This is a genomic window from Microcoleus sp. FACHB-1515 (assembly GCF_014696105.1).
Classification (GTDB): domain Bacteria; phylum Cyanobacteriota; class Cyanobacteriia; order Elainellales; family Elainellaceae; genus JAAUTJ01.
In genome coordinates, this window is record NZ_JACJPO010000063.1 from 60,188 (window position 1) to 82,888 (window position 22,701).

Below are 22,701 nucleotides of genomic sequence, written 5' to 3' on the forward strand. Positions count from 1 at the left end.
AGGAGCGATCGCTTGCTGAAGGCGATCGCTCCTGCTTTTTAGGAGTTGTGATGATTCACACACTAGCGAGGTTCAGTCCCAGCACGATCAAGCCCACTAATCCAATTAAGCCGAGTGCTCGACGGAAATAGTTAACTCCCTCAAAAAGTTCTTGCCATGCCCAAGTGAATAAAGCACCAAATGCTACTAAACCTAATGCTGTTTGAATTCTTCCACTTGGAAGCACGAATTGAAGCAAGGTTGCTGTTAACCCAACCAGAACTGGTAGATTGGGCATTTGAGCAATAACAATATTGCCCTCGCTGTCTCGAAAAGTGCGATCGAACAATGTAGGTTCCTTCACCGCTTCCTTTGGATCACGATTGAGTTGAGATGTCATTTGCTCTGGCTTAAATACGACTGAAAAGTAATGTTAATTTGTTCTACCCAACAGAACCTATATCAAACGTTAGATTAACTAGGTTCGTTCGCAGTTTTTGAAATTGAGGAATTTAGCCAATTTTGCAATGCATTGGCGATCGCTTGGGCTACTCATACCAGCACTGTTCATTGTGGTGCTGTTAGTTTATCAACCTGCTTACGCTCAAACGCAATCAACAAAACGCAGATTTTTGGGCAATCTTGGTGCATTGGTTAAAGTTATTGCTGGCGTAGTTGCTGTTACAGCAATTCTTGGTATACCCGTTGCATTTCTGCAAATTCATAAAACAATTGTAGAAATCCGCAAGACTGAATTATTTGCTATTTCTTCAACTTCGATCGCCGCTCATCCAACCACTGCTGCAAAATAATTGCGGCGGCTTTGCGATCGATCAGTCCTTTCTCATGCCGAAGCGATCGCCCCTGCGAAATCATTTGCTCCTCGGCTTCGTAGGACGTGAGGCGTTCATCGACAAATTCGATCGGCAGTTGCAGCGCAGACGCCAGCCGATTCGCGAATTTTTGCGTTTGCAAAGCGTGCTGATTCAGTTCACCGTTCATCAGGTAGGGCAACCCGACGACGAGAACTTCGGCGCGACGGTCTTGGGCGATTTGGCGCAGTTGTTCGATCGTTTGATTGAAAGAGCGGTGTTCGATCGTCGTCAGTCCGGTTGCAATCAGGCCAAGGCCGTCACAGCCTGCAACGCCGATGCGCTTTTTGCCAATGTCGAGCGCGATCGCAGAAATCATGAAGCAGGTGGCTGTTCGTCCGACTTAGGTGCTTCGGGCTTCGGCGGCTGCATCGAGTCGAGCAGCGTAAAGCGGCTGGGAATCGGCTTGCGGGCAGGCTGGAGACCTTGCAGCATTTCGGCAAGCTGAAGTCCTTCGAGCGAAACAGGCTTTGACTCGCGCAGCTTGTGCCAAACCGATCGCGACATCATCAGCGTGTGTTCGGTGCGAGTTGCGCCAAACTGCTCCAAATATTCTTCGCGCTCCGGCTGATAGTCCGACGAGGCAAGCTGAATTGCCTGCGTGGGAAAGCCCTGCACCATCCGCCCCATCTGCGTTAGCAGTTCGGGATACAGCCAGGTATAAGCGGGATGAACGGTGAGATCAGCGGTGTGAGGGCGATCGCCTTTGCGATTGAGATGCAGCTTGAAGTAGCCGATCGCGGCTTTGCGCTGCGGCTCAAACACATAGCGGCAGACGACCTCACGTCGATTTGCCCAGCGGTTCACGCTGCCTGTTGTTGCCTGAAACAGATTCGTTTTGAAGTCGGCAATTTGGCGATCGAACACCTGACGCACCAAGGGCGGCATCGAGACGGTATCCAACTGGTGCAGCAGGCAGGCGTCGGCATTGCTGACGGGCATCAGATTGGGCAGATCGGGTTCGCGTTCAGCCAGCGTCTGGAGAAGTTCAGGGGCGATCGTCCAGTAGGTCATGTGGGCGAGCGGCTGAAATCCGTTTTGGCGATAGAGTGCGAGTGCGCTGGCATCGTTGACGTTGACTTCAGTGAGCCAGGTTCGCGCCTGCCAAATGGTTTGCAAACAGTGGCGCAGCAGTTGCGTTCCGACTTCGGCTGGCGATTGGTCTTCCGCAACGGCAACGCGATCGACCCGCCAAGTGCTGTGCGTGCTGTTAAACGGCGAAACGTGAATTGCACCGCAGATTGCATCGTTTTCTGCGACATAGGTGCGAAACAGATTTTGCAGCGGATTGGGAAACCAGCTTAGGCTTTTCAGCAGACCATACCAGCGCTGCAAGTTTTGGGCGGGGTGCGGCTGATCGGCTTGCTCCTGCGCGAAGAGACGGGCGATCGCCTCCAGATCGCGATATTGCGAAGCCCGGATCGTCAAATTCGATTGTTCAAGCGCAGGAGCCATAGTGTGCATTGCCCACTAATTACACTCTTAGTGTATCTGCTTTCTATGTTGCAGGACGAATCAGCACGATCGGCGTTTGCTCATCGGCATTGCCTGCGGGATTGCTCAGCAAGGCTTTCTCTAGCAGTCCGGGCGGAATTTTAGATGAACCTGCTAGAACTTTGACGGCTTTGAGGTCGTTCACATCGACGATCGCCGCCAACAGTCCGGTTTCCCGTTCAATCTCGTCCACGACTTCTTGAGGATTCTCTGGCCCCAACACAATGAACTGATCGTAAGGCGGCAGCGTTCCCGTCACGTCGTCAATCAGCCGCGCCTGCTCTCCGGCCAGCTGATAGAAAACGCCGGGCTTGCCGAGAACTTTGGCGATCGCTCCCACCGCAAACGCGCCAAACACCCGCCACGCGCCGACAATATCCACCAAGGTTTGCATTCCACAAGCCGTTGCCAAGCTCGATGTCGGCAAAAAGTAGTAGCACAAACGTTTCGCCAGCCATCCGGGGTTGACCGTTGTGGGGTGATGGAAGCGCTCTTGCATGATGGCGATCGGTGTTTCTCCGATCGTCACCACGTCTCCGGGTTTGGCATGAGGCGACACGTAGCGCTGCACAACCGACACGGGATCGTCTAGATGCGTCAGCAGATGCGTGTAGATTGGCATCACGTCGCCCGCTTCGGTCGATCGCCACTTTTCCGGCGCATCGGGATCGGGAAACTTCAGCGGCACGATCGCATGACGGGTTTTGGGAATGCGGCCTTCTGGCCCATAGGTGATGTAGTGAATTTGAATCCAGGCGGTTTGAAGCTGGTCAAGCTGGTCGCCTGTCAGGTCGATCGCCACTTCCAGCTTGGTTGTCTTCCGCAATTTGACGATGTAGGCAAACCAGTAGCCATCCGGTCTTGCAGCAGCGTCAGGATGATGAGGTGTGATTTGCACCTGAGTTTTGATTCCGTCGATGCTGGCGCGAGAGAGCAGCGTTACTTTGGCTTCAACTTCAGGAATAAAAATTTCTTGGCGCGGAGTGCGGTTTTGCAGTTCCAGCTTTCCGACCAGCCGATAGTGACGGGGATCGCTGGAGTCAAGCTGCCAGTCGCCCGCTGTCATGTGCAGATCGTTTCCGGGACGCTGCCGATATTGCCGCTCGATCAGGGCAACGCTGCCGCCTGCGAGTGCAACTGCGATCGCCAGTCCCGTCGCTACTATGCTCACCTGCTCACCCTTATTGTGAAACTGCTCTCTAGCCAGACTACCGGACTCGTGGCGCGTGTGCAAAAAGTTTAAGAGATTCTATTTTTATCGCGTTTGGGGCAAATCGAATGGAGAAATCGATCGTACCCTCTAGAGTTTTTAGTAATACTTTGTAACAATAATACGGGTAATCCTGCAAACAAAAGTTTTCGCGATCGGCTTTAGCCCCTACACTAGACACCAGCTAAAGCTCTCAGCAGTAACGGCTGCTTGCAGGCATATTCGATCGGTTTGAAACTCTGCGGTGGAGCGGGTTGTGAGCATTTCAAGTTCTGGGGATTCCGTAATGAAACGACTGGCTAGGGTTGAGCAATTCTGCCTAATAGGTCACGTAATGTCCTTGCTGTTTGGGCTGGCAGGGCTGCTGCTGGTGCTGCCCAATCCGCGATTTATTGCGGCCTTGCCGCCGTTTGGTCAGCAGGCGTTTGGCCTGAGTATGTCGGGCGGCGGCGTGGTTTACATTCTGCTGGGTGCGATCACCGTTGCCGTTTATGCCTATCGCGTTTTGGGCTTGCGGCACTGGCTGACGTTCATGCTGCCCGCCGTCTTCCTCTCAGCCGGAAGCGAACTGCTCGGAACCAGCACAGGTTTTCCCTTCGGTCACTATCAGTATCTCAGCGGCTTGGGCTACAAAATCGCTGGACTTGTGCCATTCACCATTCCGCTCTCCTGGTTCTACGTCGGCATGTCTACTTATGTGCTGGGACGAGCCGCACTGGAAGCCAAAGGCGTGAAAGGCTGGGTGAAAATCGTCGGATCGATCGCCCTCGGCGCACTGTTTCTCACCGCTTGGGACTTTGTTCTCGATCCGGCCATGAGCCAAGCGCCCTATCCGTTCTGGTCATTTCAAGATGTGGGCGAGTTCTTTGGAATGCCCTATCGCAACATTACAGGCTGGCTCGGTACAGGCATCCTCTTTATGTCGGTCGCCAGCTTGTTTTGGGGTAAGGCTGACCTGAAGCTAACGCGATCGCAACTCTGGACGCCCTTGCTGGTCTACCTGGTCAATTTCGCATTTGGTGCAGTGATTACGATCGCTGAACTCGATGTCCGCTACTGGATTCCAACTTTGCTGAGCATCTTGGTTGGCGTTGTACCTGCGATCGTTTGCTGGAGCCTTGCCAAACCGAAGACCAGCAGCGAGGCGATCGTGCTGCCGATCGAAACCGAATCTTCTGAAACTGAAAATAAGCGCGTCGCCGTTTAAGTTTCGCCAATCTTTCAATTCTTGCCAATCGAACGACAATTGCAGAACACGGGGATTGAAGCTCTCAGTTCCCGTGTTCTGCTGATAAGGATGCACTGTGGAAAGCTCATCGGTTGAAAACTTATTTGTGAGTGTGATCGCGATCGTCCTCTTGGTGATTCAGATTCCCACTGTCGCGATTCTCCTGTCTCGGTTGCTTAAGGGGCCAGGACGCTATCCGCCCTTAACCCCAAAAGTCGCGCCGCCTGAGTTACTCGGCACAGTGAGCATTGTTGTTCCAACGCTCAATGAAGCGGAACGGATTTCGCCTTGTTTAGCTGGCCTGACTCGTCAAGGGCATGAGGTGCGAGAAGTCGTTGTGGTGGACAGTCGATCGCAAGATGGTACCGTTGATCTGGTCAAAGCTGCTGCCCAGCGCGATCCCCGCTTTCGCGTCATGACCGATGATCCGTTGCCGCCAGGCTGGGTCGGTCGGCCTTGGGCGTTGCACAACGGCTTTTTGCACAGCAGCGATCGCAGCACTTGGGTTTTAGGAATCGATGCCGACACCCAGCCGCAGCCCGGACTGGTTGCCAGCGTTGTCGCCACTGCCGAAGCGGAAGGTTACGATCTGCTCTCACTTGCCCCGCAGTTCATCCTCAAATATCCCGGTGAACTTTGCCTCCAGCCTGCCTTGCTGATGACGTTGCTTTACCGCTTTGGGCCAGCCGGAGCCAGCGTTGGCGGAGCCGATCGCATCATGGCAAACGGTCAGTGTTTCCTCAGCCGTCGATCGCTGCTCTCGGAATTAGGCGGCTACAGCAGCGCTCGCGATTCGTTCTGCGATGATGTCACCCTCGCCCGCAATGCCGCTCATCACGGCGCAAAAGTCGGATTCTTTGACGGGTCACAAATTCTCAAAGTGCGAATGTACGAAGGAGCGGCGGAAACTTGGCGGGAATGGGGGCGATCGCTCGATCTCAAAGACGCCTGCACGGTCAGTCAGAAGTGGGGCGATGTCGCATTTTTGTTTGCCGTCCAGGGAATTCCGCTCTTAGCCTTTGTCGGACTAGCGATCGCATGGCTGACCGGGATTCAGACGCTCCCCGTTCTCGCTGCTCTTGTTGTCAACGTGATTTTACTAATCATTCGGTTTGGAATGCTGCTGGCGATTCAGTCTTCCTACGATCGATCGCAATCTCCGCTACCCTGGATATTCTGGCTGTCGCCGCTGGCCGACCCGCTAGCGGTTGTGCGGATTTTAATCTCGTCGATTCAAACTCCCAAGCAGTGGCGCGGTCGCAGCTATTCTTCAGTAAAGTGATGTTTGAGCATGTTTCACCCGTCACAGCGGGACTGATTGGAAGTGCGATCGCAGGCTTCGGCACCAGCGTCGGCGCATTTCCCGTTTTGTTCATTCGCCGCGTCACGCCCAACGTTCAAGGTGTGATGCTCGGCTTTGGTGCAGGCGTGATGCTCGCAGCCTCCGCCTTCTCATTGATTATTCCGGGCATTGAGGCAGCAGAAGCAAGCGGCGGGCGAACGAATGCGGCTTTGCTGGTTGGCTTGGGCGTGATGCTGGGCAGCATCTTCCTGTGGCTGGCAAATCACTACTTTCCACATGAACATTTTGTGAAGGGGCGCGAAGGCAGCAGTGCGGCAAACCTCAAGCGCGTCTGGCTGTTCATCTTGGCAATCACGATTCACAACTTTCCCGAAGGTTTAGCGGTCGGCGTGGGCTTTGGCGGTGACGATGCGGCGGCGGGTGTGGCGCTGGCGATCGGCATCGGCCTCCAGAATATGCCGGAAGGTTTGGTGGTCGCGCTTTCTTTGATTACCGAGAACTACCGCAGACGCGAAGCGCTTTTGGTGAGTACCCTGACCGGACTGGTAGAACCGATCGGCGGCTTGATTGGAGCCGGAGCGGTTGCGCTTGTTCAGCCGATTTTTCCGATCGCGATGGGTTTCGCGGCAGGCGCAATGCTGTTTGTGATTAGCGATGAAATCATTCCAGAATCTCACCGTCACGGCTACGAAAAAGCCGGAACCGCAGGCGTGATGATTGGATTTGTGTTAATGATGTTTCTTGATGTCGCGTTGGGATAGCGATCGCGGCGAAAAAGCGATCGTGGCGAAGAAGAAAGAAGGAGGAGCAGTTGCCAGAGAGGAACGCCACCGGAATTCCATCTCTTATTGCTAGCAGCAACCGCCTCCTCCATAGCATTCATTCACCTGTGATTAATACCGTATCAGCCGAGTTTGTCACTTCCATGATCGAGAGATGAACTTCGCGTGACAAATTTCTGGGGCAGTCCGGCGGGCACGATCGCAAATGGCTCGATCGCCTGTGCGGGCACGATACTGTCCCCACAGCCACCTTTTGCAAGGGGCAACACCAACGGTTCAATCACAGATTCCCCTCTTGAGACAGTTGTGCGAGTCGAATTGTTAGCCTTAATTAAGAGAATCTAGATTGGTGGATCGATCGATTCGCCGCTTAACCCTTATGTTTTCACGTTTAGTTCAAACCAGTTCCCGCCAGCGCGAAATTGCTGAAGTTGTCTTGCGTAACGGTTGGGATTATATGCGCCAACTGCTTACCGGAGGCAAAGCTGACGAGCCACGCCTGCCTACGCCAGCAGTTTTACGCAACATCCTCGTTGAGTTGGGGCCAGTCTACGTCAAGCTGGGACAGTTGCTCAGCACACGCCCGGATTTGCTGCGACCCGAATACATCGAAACCCTGGGAACGCTGCAAGCCGAAGTGCCGCCCGTGCCCTGGGAAGATGTCGAGGTTGTGATTCGGCAGCAGCTACACCAACCGCTGGCCGAAGCATTTTCCGAAATTAACCCGATTCCGGTTGCGGCAGGATCGATCGCCCAAACCCACAAAGCCGTTTTACGCGACGGTCGCCGTGTCGCGCTCAAAGTGCAGCGTCCCGGATTGGAACAGGTGATTGATCAAGACATTTCGCTGATTCGCCTGATTGCCAACTTGGTTTCGCAAACTGAATTCGGCCAATATTACGATGTGGTGTCGCTGGCGGAAGAATTCGCGCAAGCGCTGCGAAATGAACTCAACTTCATGCAGGAAGCGGAATACACCGATCAGCTTCGCCGCAATCTTTCCACAAGCCGCTGGTTCGACGCGCAAAAGCTGGTCGTTCCCGAAATTTACTGGGATCTGACGACTGAAAAACTGCTGGTCATGGAATGGCTAGACGGCGTTCCGCTGCTGCTGGGTAACTTTCAGGGCATCGGCTATGGCGGCGATGTGGCAGCAGAAAAGCGCGAGATCTCAACAGTGCTGCTGCGGGCATTCTTTCAGCAAATTTGTTTGGACGGCTTCTTTCACGCCGATCCCCATCCGGGCAATTTGTTTTACCTCACCGATGGCCGTGTTGCCTTGCTTGACTGCGGCATGGCCGGACGACTCGATCCGCGATCGCAACAGATCATCCTCGAACTCGTCCTCGCGATCGTCAATCTCGACGCGCAGCGCTGTACGCAACTCACCTTGCAGCTTGCGCCGCCCGCACAACCGATTAACCGCATTCAGCTTGAGCGCGAATTCGATCGCCTTTTGCGGCAGTATTACAGCATGACGATCGCGCAGGTGAACTTCAGCAAGCTTGTTTACGAAGTGCTGCAAGTTGCCCGCAATAACAAAGTGCGAATTCCTGGAAATTTGGGACTGTGCGCCAAGGCGATCGCCAACCTCGAAGGCATCGCCCGCGCCCTTGACCCAGAATTCAACATTCCCAACAAAATTCGCCCGATGATGACTGAGGTGTTTCAGCGTCAGCTAGTTGGGGAAGCTCCGGTTGCCGCCTTGCTGCGAACCGCGCTGGATGTAAAAAATCTCTCGCTCCAGTCGCCTCGGCAAATTGAAATGCTGCTCGATCGCGTCACGTCCGAAACCTTGCAGTGGAATTTCACCATCCGCGAACTCGATCCGCTCCGCCGGACGGTTGATTCTTCGGCCAATCGCTTATCGTTTAGCATCGTGATTGGCTCGCTGATTATGGGCGCGGCGATTATCTCGTCAACTGCTCAAAATAGTCAGGTCTTTTGGGTCAGCGATGTGTTATTTGCGGCTGCGAGTCTGGTTGGGCTGTGGCTGTTAGTAAGCATTTGGCGATCGGGCAGGCTGCGTTAAGGCTAAGAATTTCAATGTGTGTAATCGATCAAACTTCATTACGACATGGCTACCGATCGTGACATCGCGATTGGTAGCAGCGATTGATGAAAACAATAATTGTACTTGTTCAAAACGATTGGTCGTTGTTGAATCCCATCAGAACTAGATGTTTAACAGAGACAACATCTAGTTTGTTGATAGAAATCGTTTCTTTTCTTGCATCCAGAGGAGTGCATTCAGCAATGTAAAAACTGATTTCTTGTCTGCTCTTAGATTTTATCGCCCTAACATAAACAGGAATCATCGGGATGTAACCTGGAACTTTACTTCTTAGTGCTAAAACAGGGTAAACGAGCTTGTGTTTTGCTAATGATTGAAAGCTGCTAGAGGTTTTTGCTTCAACTACAAAAAGAGTCTCCTGAGAGTTGCGCCGTCCCACAAACAAAGCATCTATTTCTACTTGACCTTTATAATGGTTCCATATCAATTCTGACTGAGAATTCGGCTTGAATTCAAACGAGAATATACCCTGTCCAGAAGCAGAAGCAGCAAGACTTTCACTTGTCTCGATATTGAGAGCATTAGCAAGAAGACCTGAAGAGATTGCAAGGTTGATTAAAGAATTTTCAGTAAGATTTGATAGAAGATTAAAGGCGAATAGCTGTCTGATAGATACATTTGGTAGAAAGATCTCTGGTTGTGTATCTTTGAAAATTATTTTGTCTATTAAGAAATACTCTGACCAATCATCTTTATTACTTAGAGCCGCCAAAGCAAAATATGTGTTGTTGTCATTTGGGCGCGAACCAAGACGAAAAACCATGTATCCCTCCTTGCGAAGTTCCGGCTTTAGATCTTCTATCTTCTGAATGGATATATGGCTTGCCGTATTTTGAGAATTAATATGATTTGCTCTTAAATACTCCTGAAATGATCTTGGCTCTGAATATATAACCTTTCTTTCTCTCATCTCAAGCAGTACATTTTCAAAGATTCTACTCATACACTCGATCGGAAGCTTGTTAAATTATATTATTCGTCCTGATTGCTCTCCAAGCCGACAATCACAGGTCGCGCCCAATCAATTCCCGACATTTGTCGGCAGGATGCCAGCAAGTCTTGCCCTGGCAAGTACAACTGCTCTATCGTTGCCAGCAATCCCCTCAGATGACAGCGGTTGGTGCGCGTATGAATTCGATCATTTCCACCTTTGACATTACCAAAGAAGCCCTGCCCGATCTGCTGCTACGGATTGGGCAGGGCAAAGTCCAAATCCCCGACCTCCAGCGATCGTTTTGTTGGAGCGATGAACTAGTCGTTCAACTGCTTGCCAGCATCAGTTTGGGGTGGCCGGTCGGAGCAATCATGCTATTGGAGCAGGGCAATGGCAGTTGGAGTTTTCATCCACGATTGGTCGAGGGCGTGACACTCAAACAGCCTCCGCCGCCCACCCATCTAATTCTCGACGGCCAACAGCGAGTCACTGCGCTGTTCATGGCGCTCTTTTCCGGCAACCCAGTCAAGATCAAAGACAAACGCACACCCAAGACAACCGGTCGCTGGTACTACATCGACATCGCCAAGGCGCTCGATCCGCAAGTGAAGCGATCGCAAGCTATCTTGGGGTTCAACAAAAGCCGGATCAAGCATGGCTTTGGCAGTGAGGGCAAAGCGATCGATTGCTCGACCCCGCAGAAAGAGTATGAGCTTGGTTTATTTCCAGTCGCCAGCAGCTTTCAATATGCCCAGTGGCGTAAACATTACTCGCAGCACTGGCAGTTCGACGCTGCCAAACTTGAACTGATCGATCGCTTTGAGCGCGAAGTGATCAAACGGTTTGAACACTACCAGATTCCCGTCATTCAACTCAAGCACGAATTGCCCAAGCCTGCCGTCTGTCAAGTGTTTGAATGCACCAATACGCAAGGCACAGAGCTGAACTTTTTTGATTTAGCAACCGCCTGTTTTGCCAGTGCCGACTTCTCGTTGCGCGAAGACTGGATCAACAAAGCTCAGCGCCTCAAGCAGCATCGTGTCCTGCACGTCGTTCGTGAAACCGACTTCCTCTCCTGTGTGACGCTGGTGGCAACGCACTACCGTCGTCAGCAAGCCCTCAAAGCCGCCCTGCCACCGCAGAAGTTGCCCGCCGTCGCCTGTAGTCGTGAAGAAGTGTTGAATCTGTCGGTTGAGCAGTATAAGCGTCATGCCGATGCCGTAGCGGTAGGCTACGAAGAAGCCGCCCGATTTCTGCACGGGCAACGGATTGTTTTGCCAGAAGATGTGCCCTACCAAATCCAATTGGTTGCGTTAGCCGCCATCTTGACAGTGATTGGCTACCCGCACGAATCGCAGCGATCGCGCCTAGAGCAGTGGTTTTGGTGTGGCGCTTGCACCGCCTCCTACACCTCCTGGCACGAAGCCCGTGCTGCCCGCGACATGCTCGAAGTTCCCAGTTGGCTGGTGAATGGTGGAGTAATGCCGACGACGATCAGCGATGCGCTTTTCAACACCAACCGTTTGCTCAACGTACAACGGCGTCATGGAGCCGTATACAAGAGCCTCAGCGCCCTACTGCGGAAGCAGGGGGCGATCGACTTTGCGACTGGAGAAGCCCTGTTGGATGTACGGCACTACGATGATCCGATCGAATCGCACCACATTTTTCCGGTTGCCTACTGTAAGCAGCAGGCGATCCCGGTGGCGCAATATCACTGCTTAGTCAACCGCACCCCCTTATCCCGCCTGAGCAATCAAAAAATCGGTGGCAAAGCGCCCAGCGAGTATTTGCGATCACTGGAGGTAGAGGGCATTGCCCGATCGCACCTGATTGAACCCGAAACGATGTGGAATGATGACTTTGACGCATTTCTATCCACCCGCACCCAAAACTTGCTGACCCTAGTGAGTCAGGTCATGGGCAAGGCACCTGCCGGTGCCCGTCTCGAAATTGCCCCGCCGCCCCCAAACCGAGAAAGTGCCTGACTGCTGATACTCAATGTCGCCTCTAAACTTCCCTGAACCCACGCAAGGCAGATGGCGCGACAAACCAACTTCTCAAGATCGCGGCTTGCTCCGCGTTCAGGGTCGTTAAATCGATCGCTGTAGGAAACAGGGACTGGTCGGCTGAATTCGCCCATTCCACCTCGCAACTAACTCGTCCACTGCCAAACGGTATCAAACACAACACAACATCCTTCAATTAATTATCAAGTAAAATTTACTTTGTTTGAGGCGTAGATATTGAAGATATCGCTTCCTTTGAGCATCAATTCCTGTTCCACAACGATATTTCTAAAGCCGTGTTTTTTAAGTAGGGTCGTCACTTTTTCTATTCGATTCTCCAAATCATGCACCTCAACCACGACTTGTTTAATTTTCGGCCAGTCTTCTACTTTAATCCCCAGAAGCACATCTAATTCGCTTCTTTCCACATCAACTTTGAGTAGATCAATGTGCTTGATTTTCTGCTCAACCATGACTTCGGATAGAGTTTTCAATTCACAGTGAACTTGTTCAAATTGAAAGATTTGGTTTAACTTGCGATCGATCATCCACGATCGCAAAAAAGGAGGAAACCACTTTAGTTTTTGTACCGCAGGGGAACTGCTGAAATTGCTGAGAACCGCTTGTTTAAGTTTATCCCGCTCTCGAATAGAATCTTCTGGGTAAGCTGTAGAGAGCGGACTAGCATTCGGATGATAGCCAAACATGACAGATTTACGCTCTTGCGAGAGTCCAAAGGGGAAAACTTTTAGCTGTTCTGTATCCAAGCGCTCAGCATTTTGCTTGAGGACTTCGTAGAGAACTGGGATCGGTTCAAAGGCATAGATATTTAAGTCGAAGTGTAGCTTTTGGTAGAGGTATAGTGAGAACAAGCCGATATTAGCACCGACATCAAATACAGTGTCACCTTGATTTAATTCAATTCCATTCTTGAGATACTCCTGCACCTGTTGATAAACTAGCGGCACCTCTTCTTTTCGCAAACAAAATGCTGTCATCCCATTGGGCAACACTGTCTCTTTAAGCTTTGCACACATCTCTTCAACTTAGCCTCATAACAACTTAATAACTCTGTAAGGACTGCTCAATTATTGCGACCGCTCGATCGACACCGTTCTCATTTCTAATGCTCAGACCAAGCTGGGCAGATTTTTGCTGCATGGTTTGATTGCTGGTCACGATCGCAATTGCGTTCGCAAGAGATTCAACCGTCAATTGCTTTCTGGGGATCGGTTTTGGGCTAACTCCCAACTGATGCAAGCGATCGCCCCAGCCGTTTTGATCCGCGAAATAAGGAACAACAACCGAAGGCAAGCCAGCCCGACAAACCGCCGCAGTCGTGCCTGAACCGCCATGATGGACGACTGCTTTCACTTTAGAAAACAACCAGCTGTGCGGAACCGAATCAATCACAAAAACCTGCTGCTTGAGTGAATTAACAAGCTCTATTTTTCCTAATCCACTCCAGCCTGAAAGAATAATTGCGCGTTGCTTAGATAGTGCGATCGCTTCCAGCACAATGTTCGATGTTGTTTCTGTCGAATCAGTCATACTGCCAAAACCAACACAAATTGGTGTTTCTCCTGCTTCGAGAAATTGAGTAAGAGCGATGGGAGGTTCATATTCCTCTGCGCGATCGAGAAACCATGCACCCGTCACATCAATTGAATCATTCCAGTCTTTGGGTTGCCGAAAGATTGACGGGCTAACTCCATACAGAATGGGTAATGGAGCAAGATAGCGCGGTTGATCCCATCGGAAGCGAGCGCCGAGTGTTGGCAGTGAGGGCAAGCCCCATTCCTGCCTCACATGGTCAATGAGGGCGCGACTTTGCCAGGTTGATATCAGTTCTATGAGGAGATAGCTTCCATAGTTGAGCCAGCCTTTGAATAGGTTCAGATTTGGGTCTTCGCTAAAGCTAAGAAAGGGAAAATTTTGGGTTGCACTAAAGGGAACGGATGAAGCAAGAAAGCAAGGTATGTTCAGTTTTTCAGCAACATGATATCCCCAGAGTGTGAGTTGATTAAAAATAAATACTTCTGCATCTTGAGCAGCGTTGAGCGCATCATACATTTGCTGCCTTAACAAGTCGTCTTCGATCAGCTTTACTCTTTCGCCTTGCAGCAGTTTTTGTCCAAGTTCTGACTTAAGCAAAGCCTGAAAATCGCCAGCGATCGCCGCAAAATCCAGCCCTAAACCACGTACAAACGTTTCAAAGTTAGAATTTGTCGCGACTCGAACGTGATGTCCAGCCTGCTGCAATCCTAAAGCCAAAGCACAGAACGGATAGAGATCTCCAGTTGAGCCAATGGCTAAAATTGTAATCCTATGCGATCGAATCATAGTAAAGTCTCATTTGGCGTGGAGGAATTTAATGCTCATACTATCGTATGCCCGACATATGCCCGAAGATAAATCTGTTGCCCGATGCGATCGACCTCACCTACTGCATTCTCTAGGGTTGACTGATGATGCTCACGTTGGGATCGAGGAAGGGGTTTGTATTAAATATTGCATCGAATGCAGCGCGATCGTTCAGCAGATTGGCTCGCAAAAATAGCCCGCTCCACTGGGCGATCGTTCCGGTTGCTGTGGCTTGATCGAGTGTGGGTCTGTTAGGTTCACGCAGTAAATTATCTGCATTCGTGATGCTGTAGTGGTTTGCGCCTTCTACCGTAATCAATGCTTTGGGTGAATTGAGAGTTTGATCATAAGTTCTTTGAGTATTGCTTGGCAAAGCAACACCATCTAAACTGCCTAGGACTAGGCCGATCGCAATGTCTTCATTGTTGATGGGCAAAGATTCGTTTGTTTGCTGGTCTCGAAAGCTCGTTCCATAGAAAATACCCGCCTTCAACTCTGAAGGAATGGTATAGTCTGGAGAACAAAGTCCTGGCTGGCAAATTTCTGCTTGGGTTGCACCTAATCCAACTGCTCCTCCAAACGAGTGCCCCAGCAGCCCCATTTTGCTCGTATCTACAATTCTGAAAAGTGGTGAAGAAGCATCGACATCTTCCGCTTTCATTTCGGCTAAAACATCATTGACTTGTCTTTGCTCGGCAAACAAACCTGTAAAAGATTGGCCGTTTGGTGCAGAAATTGTTCTTTCATTGTTGGGAACCACGACGATAAATCCATAGCTTGCCACCTGTGAGGCAAAGTTAGAATAGTCGGCCTTATCCACTAAAGCACCCTGCAACATCAAAGCAATGGAAAATTCTGTTGTGTGACAAGCTGAGTCGGGTAAAGCAGGAAAGTAAATGTCTGCTGAATCTCCATCAGGGGCGATCGTGGTCGTGTAGCGTTCAATCTCGCTGTAGCGAGGAGCTAAGCTAGCTGGCAATTCGGATTGCCTGTTTGCATCCGCTCGAAAAATACCCGATCGCTCAACCGCCAATTCTGCCCAAAACGCCACAGAATTGTGACTTAAACCTTTACTTAAGAAGTTTAGATTCACGGTTGAACCGAGTAGCGAACCTTCGTTAACATCAACCCCTTCAAACGAGCGAAAGTTGCCAAGACGATTGGCGATCGAAGTGAGACGGCCTTTCCTTCCGGTCAAGGCTTCTCCACTTGATCTAACCGCAGTGAAAGCAACCGTTTCGCGATCGTGAATGGCAGGTGGACTACTAAACAAAGCAAAGCCATCACTCATATCCGCTGAGGAATCTAGGTTCCGAAATGTCACCTGATTGCGATCGTTGATTGCGGCTGTAGTGGCGATCGATACACCCGTTCGACTAAATTCAAAGGTGACAAAACTCGTCGTCGCAGCAATGGTTGCAAAGATATAAACGAGTTGTTTGCTGGAAGTCATATGTCCTTAATTCCCGCAAGCGTCAAGCTCGATTTTGACATGAATTATTTCTTGCCTTGAGGCATCATAACAGCAGCATTTGCAATCAAGCCCACTGCCATTTTCAAAGCAGGTTTACTGTTTTTAGCTTTTAATTTGAGCCATCATTGCTGCATCATCCCAGTAGGAAGATACTTGCTGAATCTTGCCATCCTGAATTTCAAACACGCTGATTCCTTCAGAAATTCCCTGTTTTCCGCTCTTACCCAATCCTCGCATCGTCCATTTCACTGCTGCCCCATTGCCTGCAATAAAAACATTGTCTTGAGAGAGTTCTAACTTCTCAAACGCCATTGAAAGCAGTCCAAAAAAGGCTTGAGCATTCTCACGCGCTTTGCTCGGTGGATTGCCAACCGGATCATAGATAATCGCATCTTTCGTAAAGTTTTCTGCCCATCCAGATGCATCCATCTCTTGAAGACTCGAAAAGTAGGACGTAATCAGTTTCTGGATTAACTCAGGTGACATTGAAATTCTCCTTCATCGCTATTCGATAGTTATAAGCCATTCTCAATCACGGTGATCCTTCTATTCCAAGGTAGACACACGACTGCTTGCTTTTCTGCCATAAAGAACGGCTCCAAAGCCAGTTACATACATCAACAGACTATAAACCGCAGCAGGCACAGCCATATCAAGATTGTTGAGTAAACCAGCGGTGGTGGCGATCGCTAAGGTTCCATTTTGAATTCCAACTTCGATCGCAATACAAATCTGTTGCTCGATCGGTAGCCGAAACAGCTTTCCAGCCAGGAAGCCTGACAGGATTGCGAGCAAATTAAGCAGCAACACGCCAATTCCAACTTGAACAATGAAGCCTGGAAGCTTGCTGCCTTCCCGAATCAATATCAGCATAATAATCAATGCGAGTAACCCTGCTGCAAGGCGACTCATTTGCTTTTCAATACGCCTCGCTGTGTTGGGAAACTGGTGGCGAATGAGCATTCCGATCGCGATCGGCAACAATGTAATCAGAAAGATTTGCAGCATTGTTCTTCCGATCGGCAGCGAAATTGCAGCGCTTTGATCTAAGAAATGCTGGAGTGCCAAATTAGTAAAAATCGGGATCGTAAATACGGTGATGATGCTGCTGAGTGCTGTCAGCGTGACTGAGAGCGCAACATCGCCTTTTGCCAGATAGGTGAGAAGATTAGAGGAAGGGCCACCCGGACAAACAGCGAGGACAATTAAGCCAACCGCGATCGCACTTTGCATCGGCACAATCAGCGTAATCAATACTCCAATCAGTGGCAATAGCAACACTTGACAGATCGTTCCCACTGCAACGGCTATGGGGTCGCGGGTGATGCGCTGAAAGTCTTTTGGAACTAGACTTAGCCCCATTCCGAGCATGACAATTGCCAGCGCTAGCGGGAGTAGAATTTCAGTGAAAAAATTGCTTTGCATTGGAGTAGAAATTGACGGTTAGAGAGAATTGAATCCGTTCAAAAAGATAGAGATTCATTTTGTGAGGCCGTTTTCGACTGCGATCGCAGCACGACCTTTGTGTGTCAATGGGGCAACAAAAGCATCAAGCCATTGCTGGTAGGGTTCCAAATTCTTGGGTCGGTACAATGGCGCTTGTGTTAGCGCCCAGCGTTGTTTTGCGCTGAGGTGAATGTTGTGATCGAAAAAGGCTTGACTATCATTTTTTGAGCTGCACAATATCCGATCGCTGATGCCTCCAAGTGCGAGTAGGTCTTCAGTTTGCGGGTCAAAAGAGATCGTGTAATCAGGTTTGATGCCGCCATCCGCTACCTTTTCAGGATGATCCACAAATTCTAGTCCTAAACGCAGTTTGCCAATCATATCGATCGTCCACAGTAGCGTAGCATCAGATAGCCCTGAAGAATCCGGTAGTCCACCTCCCACACAACTATGCGTTCCTGGAAACCAAACCTGATTCAGTGTGGTAGTTACACCTTCACTAATCGTCATTGGTGTCACCTCAAACACCTTGCGCCGTTCATCGATCGCGACGGCATGAAGTGCATGTTCAATTTGGCGATTTAGCTTCGTATCATGAAACTGGTACTTAGCGTTTGCCCACTCGCTGAGCCAAGGAATTTGGTTCGGAACTCCCAGTTTGCCGACGGTATCCCAACAGGCTAAAAGTTTGATGGGAACCGCCTCCCCGTGTTGACTTCGGAATGCGATCGCGGCAGGGTGACTCGGCGACAGAGCGCGATCGCGATACAGTTCGTAGGCTTGTGGCACTTTGCGAATGTGGGGACGCTGCAAGAGTCCTGCACAGTAAAGAAAGCCTGCTAAACTGCGTACCGTGTAAGCTCCTCGACTGAATCCAAATAAGTAGATCTCGTCACCGGGTTCATAGTTGAAACAGAGGAAACGGTAAGCTTCCTGAATTTCAGTATCGATTCCCCAACCCAGAATCCCGTCTGTGATTCTGTCAAACTCGCCATGTTCGGTGCCGAGTCCAGGCTGGTAGTAGCTCAGTTGCGGTGTCCCGTCGTGTGCGATCGGCTTGATGATCTGAGCAATTTTGAAGACATTGGTGGGAGCCAGGTTGGTCAATGTTTGCCACGTTCCATCACAGCAAATAATCAATCGTTTCATAATGTGCTCCTGCTGATTGCAATGTGTAAACTTTTCCTCTTGTTGCAGTTTCTTCTAATAGGCTGCTTGACTTAGTAGTAAACTGCAAAAGCGCGATCGACTTCTTCAGGAATTAACATCAACCTCGAATGTAGGGTGGGTTAGCAAAGTGCATAACCCACCCAATTCAGCGGTAGGGATGGTGCGTTTCACGCACGGTTAACGCACCCTACAAAAGCCGCGATCGCACTATCCGTCTACGCAGGCACAGCTCAGCCAGCCGTCGCTAATCGCGTACTTGCCGGGTCCGCAGTTGACAAGATTAGGTCCTCCCGGACAGAAGAATTGAGGCTTCACGCCGTTAGAACCATCCAGCGGACTGTGAGTGGAACTCACTTTTCTGTCGATCGGTTGAGCTTGGATTGGAAGTTTCATGGTGTTTCTCCTTGTGTTGGTTTTGAGTGTTCGTTCTGCGAGGTGCTAGCGAGAAAATCTCTCCCTCACAGGTCATGTCGTGTCTGATAACGGGCAGACACAGCCCGGAAGAATGCTTTGTTCTTGTGATAGTTAGCTGGGTGATAGTTAGCTGGGTAATAGCTAGCTGGGTAATAGCTAGCTGGCGATCGACCAAGAACGAACTCGACCGATCGAAACCGGAATCACTTCGCTGACATCAACCGTGAACCGAAAGATTTTTCCAGCCCTGCGGCTGTCCTCTAAATTAAAAAACTTAACTTTCACGTCGTAGCAGTCGGAATCGGGGCGACAGATCGGACTTTTCTCAACCGTGATCGTGTCCAGACCGATATCCGCAGCCGTTCCCGTAGACATCACATCGGCAATTTGAAACGCATTGGTGGCTGAGAAGTTGAGCGCCCGTTCTTGCGGAGTTGTCCCCAAGTTGCGGAATTCATAGTAGATCCGCTCTAAGTATTCTTGAATCTTGTTCCGATAGTCCTGCTCCGATGCTCCAGATGGATTAGTTTGCATCAATTGTTCAATCAGGGCAGCGATCGACCATCCATACATTCCTCGAACTTCTGGAACTACGACTGGAACTGTTTGACCCGACAGCAGTTTCATACTGCCTGCCACCCGTCCTGGAATCGAAACCCGCTCGATGTTCTCGTCCCGCAGGAAAGAGCGCAGTCGATCATAAATTAAACTGGCATATGCACCCACTGGCACAATTGCATAGATCGGTGTCGCATCCAGATTCAATGTCCAAATCAGCGATTGCGCTTCCCAAGGGTTTTGATCGAGATAATCGAGCAGCGGCATTTCTTCTGGCTTTGCCTGATAAAATGCATCTCGACGGGCTTCGCTGCCAAAATCCGTTCCTAGTTCTCCCAGCGCATAAACAAGTTGAATTTGTTTTACTGCTCCACCGCCGCAGGAACACTCTCCTTCTGCACCAGAAGGAGTAACAGCCGTAGCCACTTCTGGGGTAGGATGACTCATTTCACTAGGTTGAATCATCTCTGGTGCAGGGGTGAATTCTTGAGTCATTGCGCTGGCTTGGATCATGGCTTCTTCTTGGGTTTGGTCAATCATTGCTGAAATTTCTCCTTTAGTAATCAGGGCGTGTGCCCCAGGAACATTGAGCCTTCCGGCTAAAAAGCGCTGACAGTTTGAACTCGGTTGTTGACAGGGCAAAGCACTTTGAAGAATCGACTTGCGAACCGCTTCCGGATCGGGTTTGCTGCCTTGTTTCAACTGAAGACTGAGCAGTAGAGCAGCAATGCCAGAGACGATCGGGGCTGCAAAGCTAGTGCCGCTCATTGTTTTCGTTCCACCACCTGGAACCGCACCTAAAATGTTTTCTCCAGGAGCAAGAATTCCGTTAGTTTGGTAGGCTTCGCCCCAATTACTAAACTCCATTGGTTGTAGTTGAGCATCCATTGCTCCGACAGCGAGTACAGACGCGATCGCAGCAGGAAGATGTAGACAAGCACATCCATCGTTTCCAGTTGCCGCAACAATCAGAACATTGTTTTCTTTACACAATTGAATGGCATTCGTGAGGAAGGGATCAGGTTCACCCGATTGCGTCAACTGGCCGCCGCTAATGTTAATCACATTGGCTCCTTGCTCCACAGCTTGAGTAATGGCGCGGGCGAGATCAAGCTGTGAACAAGGCACTAATTCTTCTTGCCCATCTGCAAACACGGGAACAATTAAACCTCGACAACCAGGAGCAATTCCAGGTACAGAACTATTCGGTTGTCCAAAGATAATGCTGGCAACGTGCGTTCCGTGTTTATTAACAGATTTAGACTTGGCAAAACCCGAAACGAGCGTTTGAATCTGAGTGAGATTTGCGCCTGCAAAGCAGGGATGAGACTGGTCAACGGAACCATCTAGAACAGCGATGCAAATTCGAGGATCACCGAGGGTTTCAGAGTAAAGCGATCGCAATCCAGAGAGTGCATGAATTGATTGAATTGCGATCGCTGAACTAGAAACATTCGATCGGTTTCTAGTTGAAGTATTCACATCTCATCCTTATGCGGGACTTGCAAACTTCTGAGTCCAGAAATTATTGGCAAACCCCACACCAAGATGCTGAAATTTGGGATTGAGCAGATTTTCCCGATGTCCCGGCGAGTTCATCCAAGAGGACATTACCTGTTCAGGTGAAGTCTGTCCTTGGGCAATATTTTCTGCTGCATAACCCCGTGCGTAGCCTGCTTGTGAAATGCGCTCACTAAAATCTGGCTGTCCTGGCAACTGGTGAGTCAATTGGTTGTGCTGCACCATCAGATTAGTATGATGCTGAGCCGCCGCCATCAATTGCGGATGCAGGCTGAGGGGTGGCGCTCCCGCTCGGCTGCGCTCTGCATTTGTCAGGTCAAGCACTCTTTGGGCGATGTCTCCACCTCCGCTAGAAGGCTGCGGCGATTGTTGATTGTTTCCTGGGCACGTCATGGTTGAGTTTTCTCCGTTAAGTTCAAGGTTTCAGTTGCATTGAACGAAAGCGTTTATAATTCGCTTTCATCAAACTTTCCGCCTAAGTTCTGCAACGATTTATGCGGGAAGTTCAATGAATTCAGTATCTCCTTCAGCCTCTAGAATCACCAGGCAAAATCGAGCAGTGAAACCGCAACTTAACATCATGCAGCCACACTATAAGTTAGAGATTGAGAGGCTGATCTTGCCTGGTGCAACTCAAAACATCGCAATAAATTGAACACAGTAGATTGAAAAGTAAGTTGTGTTGACTAACGCTCTTACAATCAATTTTTCCCAACTGCTCAAACTGCACAAGCGATCGAGCTAGCTAAATTATTCAAATTGCAGCTTGATCAACCACTAAGCAGCTACAGCAGTGTTTTGTTGACATCTTCTCCGGCCTGAAAGCACGGAAATTCCTCTAATTTTGGTAACTTTATGACACAGCAACTACTTCGGACACGGCAACTACTTCAAGCGATTGCGTCTACGCCGATCGAAATCAGTCAGCTTCCTGAGCAGGCGGCAATCGAACTGCAAACTCTACTTAAGCAGGCAGGCTACAACGTGGGATCGATCGATGGCATTGTGGGCGATCGTACCCTTGCTGAATTTGCCGAATTCAAGGAAGCCGTTTGGCTCTCGTCAGGTGAGGATGACCCCAATCGCTACGTGCTGGGTCAATCGTCATTCAATAAACTGATTGACATGGCGAGTACGCGGATCGCTCCCACAACGGACGAGGGCATCGGCGCGATTTTACTGCCTGTCGAGTTTGAAGAGCAAACCGACAATCGTGTGCAGCCGCACCGCACCTGCAACACCACATCCTGCTTTATGGTGGCGCGGTTCTTAGGTGCAGAGATCGACAGCGACGATGCGTTTTGGAAGATCGTTAACAGGTTTGGCGACACGACCAATCACGCAGTTCAAACCAAAGCCCTTGAAGCGGTGGGAATTCGATCGCGCTTCCGTCAGGATATGGGCTTTTCAGATATCGACGAATCCCTGCTCAAAGGTCTACCCGTTGTGATTTCAATTTTTCACCGGGGAACATTAGCCGAACCCAGGGGCGGTCATGTGATCGTCTGCATCGGGCGAGACGCGGATGGAGAGAATTACATCTTTCATGATCCGTATGGCTCACTGCTCAACGGCTATCGCGGTCCAGCGACAAACGGTCGATCGGTGCGCTATTCGCGTAAAATTCTCACCCGCCGCTGGCTGTACGCCCGCAACAACGATCGCGCCGCTGGTTGGGGCAGAACCTTCTACGGGAATAGCCGGGAATAACCTGAAAGCTTGACATCCTCTTCCGCTTGGGGCACGGGGATTTCTAGTCCTAAAGCCGCTCTTTGAGAGCGGCTTTTCCAGGACAGGAGGTTTGAGCGATTAATCACAACCCTTTTTTGCCCTCTAAATTTTCCAAAATTGGTTGACTTTGAAGCTCGA

General features: G+C 50.2%; 22 protein-coding genes. 7 read left to right on the forward strand and 15 right to left on the reverse strand.

Annotated features, from left to right (window positions below):
* Positions 1 to 55 precede the first annotated feature (55 nt).
* The gene (locus tag H6F67_RS21600) at positions 56 to 379 is read right to left on the reverse strand and encodes a hypothetical protein (RefSeq protein WP_190768714.1); all 324 of its coding nucleotides are present in this window, start codon (positions 377 to 379) and stop codon (positions 56 to 58) included.
* 172 nt (positions 380 to 551) lie between these two features.
* Here H6F67_RS21600 and H6F67_RS21605 point away from each other — a divergent pair, with 172 nt between their 5' ends.
* Complete coding sequence (locus H6F67_RS21605) at positions 552 to 791, forward strand: hypothetical protein (RefSeq protein ID WP_206753930.1); 240 nt, start codon at positions 552 to 554, stop codon at positions 789 to 791.
* Here H6F67_RS21605 and ruvX read toward each other — a convergent pair.
* Genes ruvX through H6F67_RS21620 form a run of 3 tightly spaced genes read right to left on the reverse strand, consistent with a single transcriptional unit; the run spans position 742 to position 3,516 of the window.
* Positions 742 to 1,170 carry a Holliday junction resolvase RuvX gene (ruvX, locus tag H6F67_RS21610; RefSeq protein WP_190768716.1) on the reverse strand — a complete coding sequence of 143 codons (429 nt, stop codon included), beginning with the start codon at positions 1,168 to 1,170 and terminating at the stop codon, positions 742 to 744. The two genes, H6F67_RS21605 and ruvX, sit on opposite strands and share 50 nt — an antisense overlap.
* Complete coding sequence (locus tag H6F67_RS21615; protein WP_199304562.1) at positions 1,167 to 2,306, reverse strand: GNAT family N-acetyltransferase; 1,140 nt, start codon at positions 2,304 to 2,306, stop codon at positions 1,167 to 1,169. The genes ruvX and H6F67_RS21615 overlap by 4 nt, the downstream gene beginning before the upstream one ends.
* 43 nt (positions 2,307 to 2,349) lie before the next feature.
* On the reverse strand, positions 2,350 to 3,516 hold the full coding sequence (locus H6F67_RS21620) for a F420-0:Gamma-glutamyl ligase (protein ID WP_190768718.1): 1,167 nt from the start codon (positions 3,514 to 3,516) through the stop codon (positions 2,350 to 2,352).
* 325 nt (positions 3,517 to 3,841) lie between these two features.
* Here H6F67_RS21620 and cruF point away from each other — a divergent pair, with 325 nt between their 5' ends.
* From cruF to H6F67_RS21635, 3 genes are all read left to right on the forward strand, one after another.
* Positions 3,842 to 4,762 carry a gamma-carotene 1'-hydroxylase CruF gene (cruF, locus tag H6F67_RS21625; protein ID WP_190768719.1) on the forward strand — a complete coding sequence of 307 codons (921 nt, stop codon included), beginning with the start codon at positions 3,842 to 3,844 and terminating at the stop codon, positions 4,760 to 4,762.
* A 97-nt stretch (positions 4,763 to 4,859) separates the two neighbouring features.
* Positions 4,860 to 6,065, forward strand: coding sequence for a 2'-O-glycosyltransferase CruG (gene cruG, locus H6F67_RS21630; RefSeq protein WP_190768720.1), 1,206 nt, complete (start codon positions 4,860 to 4,862; stop codon positions 6,063 to 6,065).
* Entirely contained in the window at positions 6,065 to 6,847 is a 783-nt protein-coding gene (locus tag H6F67_RS21635) for a ZIP family metal transporter (RefSeq protein WP_190768721.1), read from the forward strand. The genes cruG and H6F67_RS21635 overlap by 1 nt, the downstream gene beginning before the upstream one ends.
* Before the next feature lie 143 nt (positions 6,848 to 6,990).
* Here the strand turns inward: H6F67_RS21635 and H6F67_RS21640 are convergent, their stop codons facing one another.
* Positions 6,991 to 7,152, reverse strand: coding sequence for a hypothetical protein (locus H6F67_RS21640; protein WP_190768722.1), 162 nt, complete (start codon positions 7,150 to 7,152; stop codon positions 6,991 to 6,993).
* 95 nt (positions 7,153 to 7,247) lie between these two features.
* Between H6F67_RS21640 and H6F67_RS21645 the strand changes: the two genes are divergently transcribed.
* Positions 7,248 to 8,900, forward strand: a complete 1,653-nt coding sequence (locus H6F67_RS21645; RefSeq protein ID WP_190768723.1) for an AarF/ABC1/UbiB kinase family protein — start codon at positions 7,248 to 7,250, stop codon at positions 8,898 to 8,900.
* Positions 8,901 to 9,009: 109 nt separating this feature from the next.
* Here H6F67_RS21645 and H6F67_RS21650 read toward each other — a convergent pair whose 3' ends face one another.
* Positions 9,010 to 9,885 carry a DUF6997 domain-containing protein gene (locus tag H6F67_RS21650; RefSeq protein WP_190768724.1) on the reverse strand — a complete coding sequence of 292 codons (876 nt, stop codon included), beginning with the start codon at positions 9,883 to 9,885 and terminating at the stop codon, positions 9,010 to 9,012.
* A gap of 185 nt (positions 9,886 to 10,070) precedes the next feature.
* On the opposite strand from H6F67_RS21650, the gene H6F67_RS21655 reads away from it, so the two are divergent.
* On the forward strand, positions 10,071 to 11,864 hold the full coding sequence (locus tag H6F67_RS21655; protein ID WP_190768725.1) for a DUF262 domain-containing protein: 1,794 nt from the start codon (positions 10,071 to 10,073) through the stop codon (positions 11,862 to 11,864).
* Between the two features lie 224 nt (positions 11,865 to 12,088).
* Here the strand turns inward: H6F67_RS21655 and H6F67_RS21660 are convergent, their stop codons facing one another.
* The 9 genes from H6F67_RS21660 to H6F67_RS21700 form a co-directional block, all read right to left on the reverse strand.
* Complete coding sequence (locus H6F67_RS21660) at positions 12,089 to 12,922, reverse strand: FkbM family methyltransferase (protein WP_190768726.1); 834 nt, start codon at positions 12,920 to 12,922, stop codon at positions 12,089 to 12,091.
* 25 nt (positions 12,923 to 12,947) lie between these two features.
* Complete coding sequence (locus tag H6F67_RS21665; RefSeq protein ID WP_190768727.1) at positions 12,948 to 14,228, reverse strand: glycosyltransferase; 1,281 nt, start codon at positions 14,226 to 14,228, stop codon at positions 12,948 to 12,950.
* Between the two features lie 112 nt (positions 14,229 to 14,340).
* Positions 14,341 to 15,702: a hypothetical protein gene (locus H6F67_RS21670; RefSeq protein WP_199304563.1), complete on the reverse strand. Its 1,362-nt coding sequence runs from the start codon at positions 15,700 to 15,702 to the stop codon at positions 14,341 to 14,343.
* 123 nt (positions 15,703 to 15,825) lie between these two features.
* A complete protein-coding gene (locus tag H6F67_RS21675) occupies positions 15,826 to 16,209 on the reverse strand; it encodes a nuclear transport factor 2 family protein (RefSeq protein ID WP_190768728.1) in 384 nt (127 codons plus the stop codon).
* Positions 16,210 to 16,269: 60 nt separating this feature from the next.
* On the reverse strand, positions 16,270 to 17,148 hold the full coding sequence (locus H6F67_RS21680) for a bile acid:sodium symporter family protein (protein WP_190768729.1): 879 nt from the start codon (positions 17,146 to 17,148) through the stop codon (positions 16,270 to 16,272).
* A gap of 54 nt (positions 17,149 to 17,202) precedes the next feature.
* Positions 17,203 to 18,318 carry a DUF2235 domain-containing protein gene (locus H6F67_RS21685; protein WP_190768730.1) on the reverse strand — a complete coding sequence of 372 codons (1,116 nt, stop codon included), beginning with the start codon at positions 18,316 to 18,318 and terminating at the stop codon, positions 17,203 to 17,205.
* Between the two features lie 228 nt (positions 18,319 to 18,546).
* The gene (locus tag H6F67_RS21690) at positions 18,547 to 18,732 is read right to left on the reverse strand and encodes a hypothetical protein (protein ID WP_190768731.1); all 186 of its coding nucleotides are present in this window, start codon (positions 18,730 to 18,732) and stop codon (positions 18,547 to 18,549) included.
* Positions 18,733 to 18,909: 177 nt separating this feature from the next.
* A complete protein-coding gene (locus H6F67_RS21695) occupies positions 18,910 to 20,793 on the reverse strand; it encodes a S8 family serine peptidase (protein ID WP_190768732.1) in 1,884 nt (627 codons plus the stop codon).
* A gap of 9 nt (positions 20,794 to 20,802) precedes the next feature.
* Positions 20,803 to 21,225, reverse strand: coding sequence for a CAP domain-containing protein (locus tag H6F67_RS21700; protein ID WP_190768733.1), 423 nt, complete (start codon positions 21,223 to 21,225; stop codon positions 20,803 to 20,805).
* A gap of 462 nt (positions 21,226 to 21,687) precedes the next feature.
* On the opposite strand from H6F67_RS21700, the gene H6F67_RS21705 reads away from it, so the two are divergent.
* Positions 21,688 to 22,542 carry a C39 family peptidase gene (locus tag H6F67_RS21705; protein WP_190768734.1) on the forward strand — a complete coding sequence of 285 codons (855 nt, stop codon included), beginning with the start codon at positions 21,688 to 21,690 and terminating at the stop codon, positions 22,540 to 22,542.
* Positions 22,543 to 22,701 lie beyond the last annotated feature (159 nt).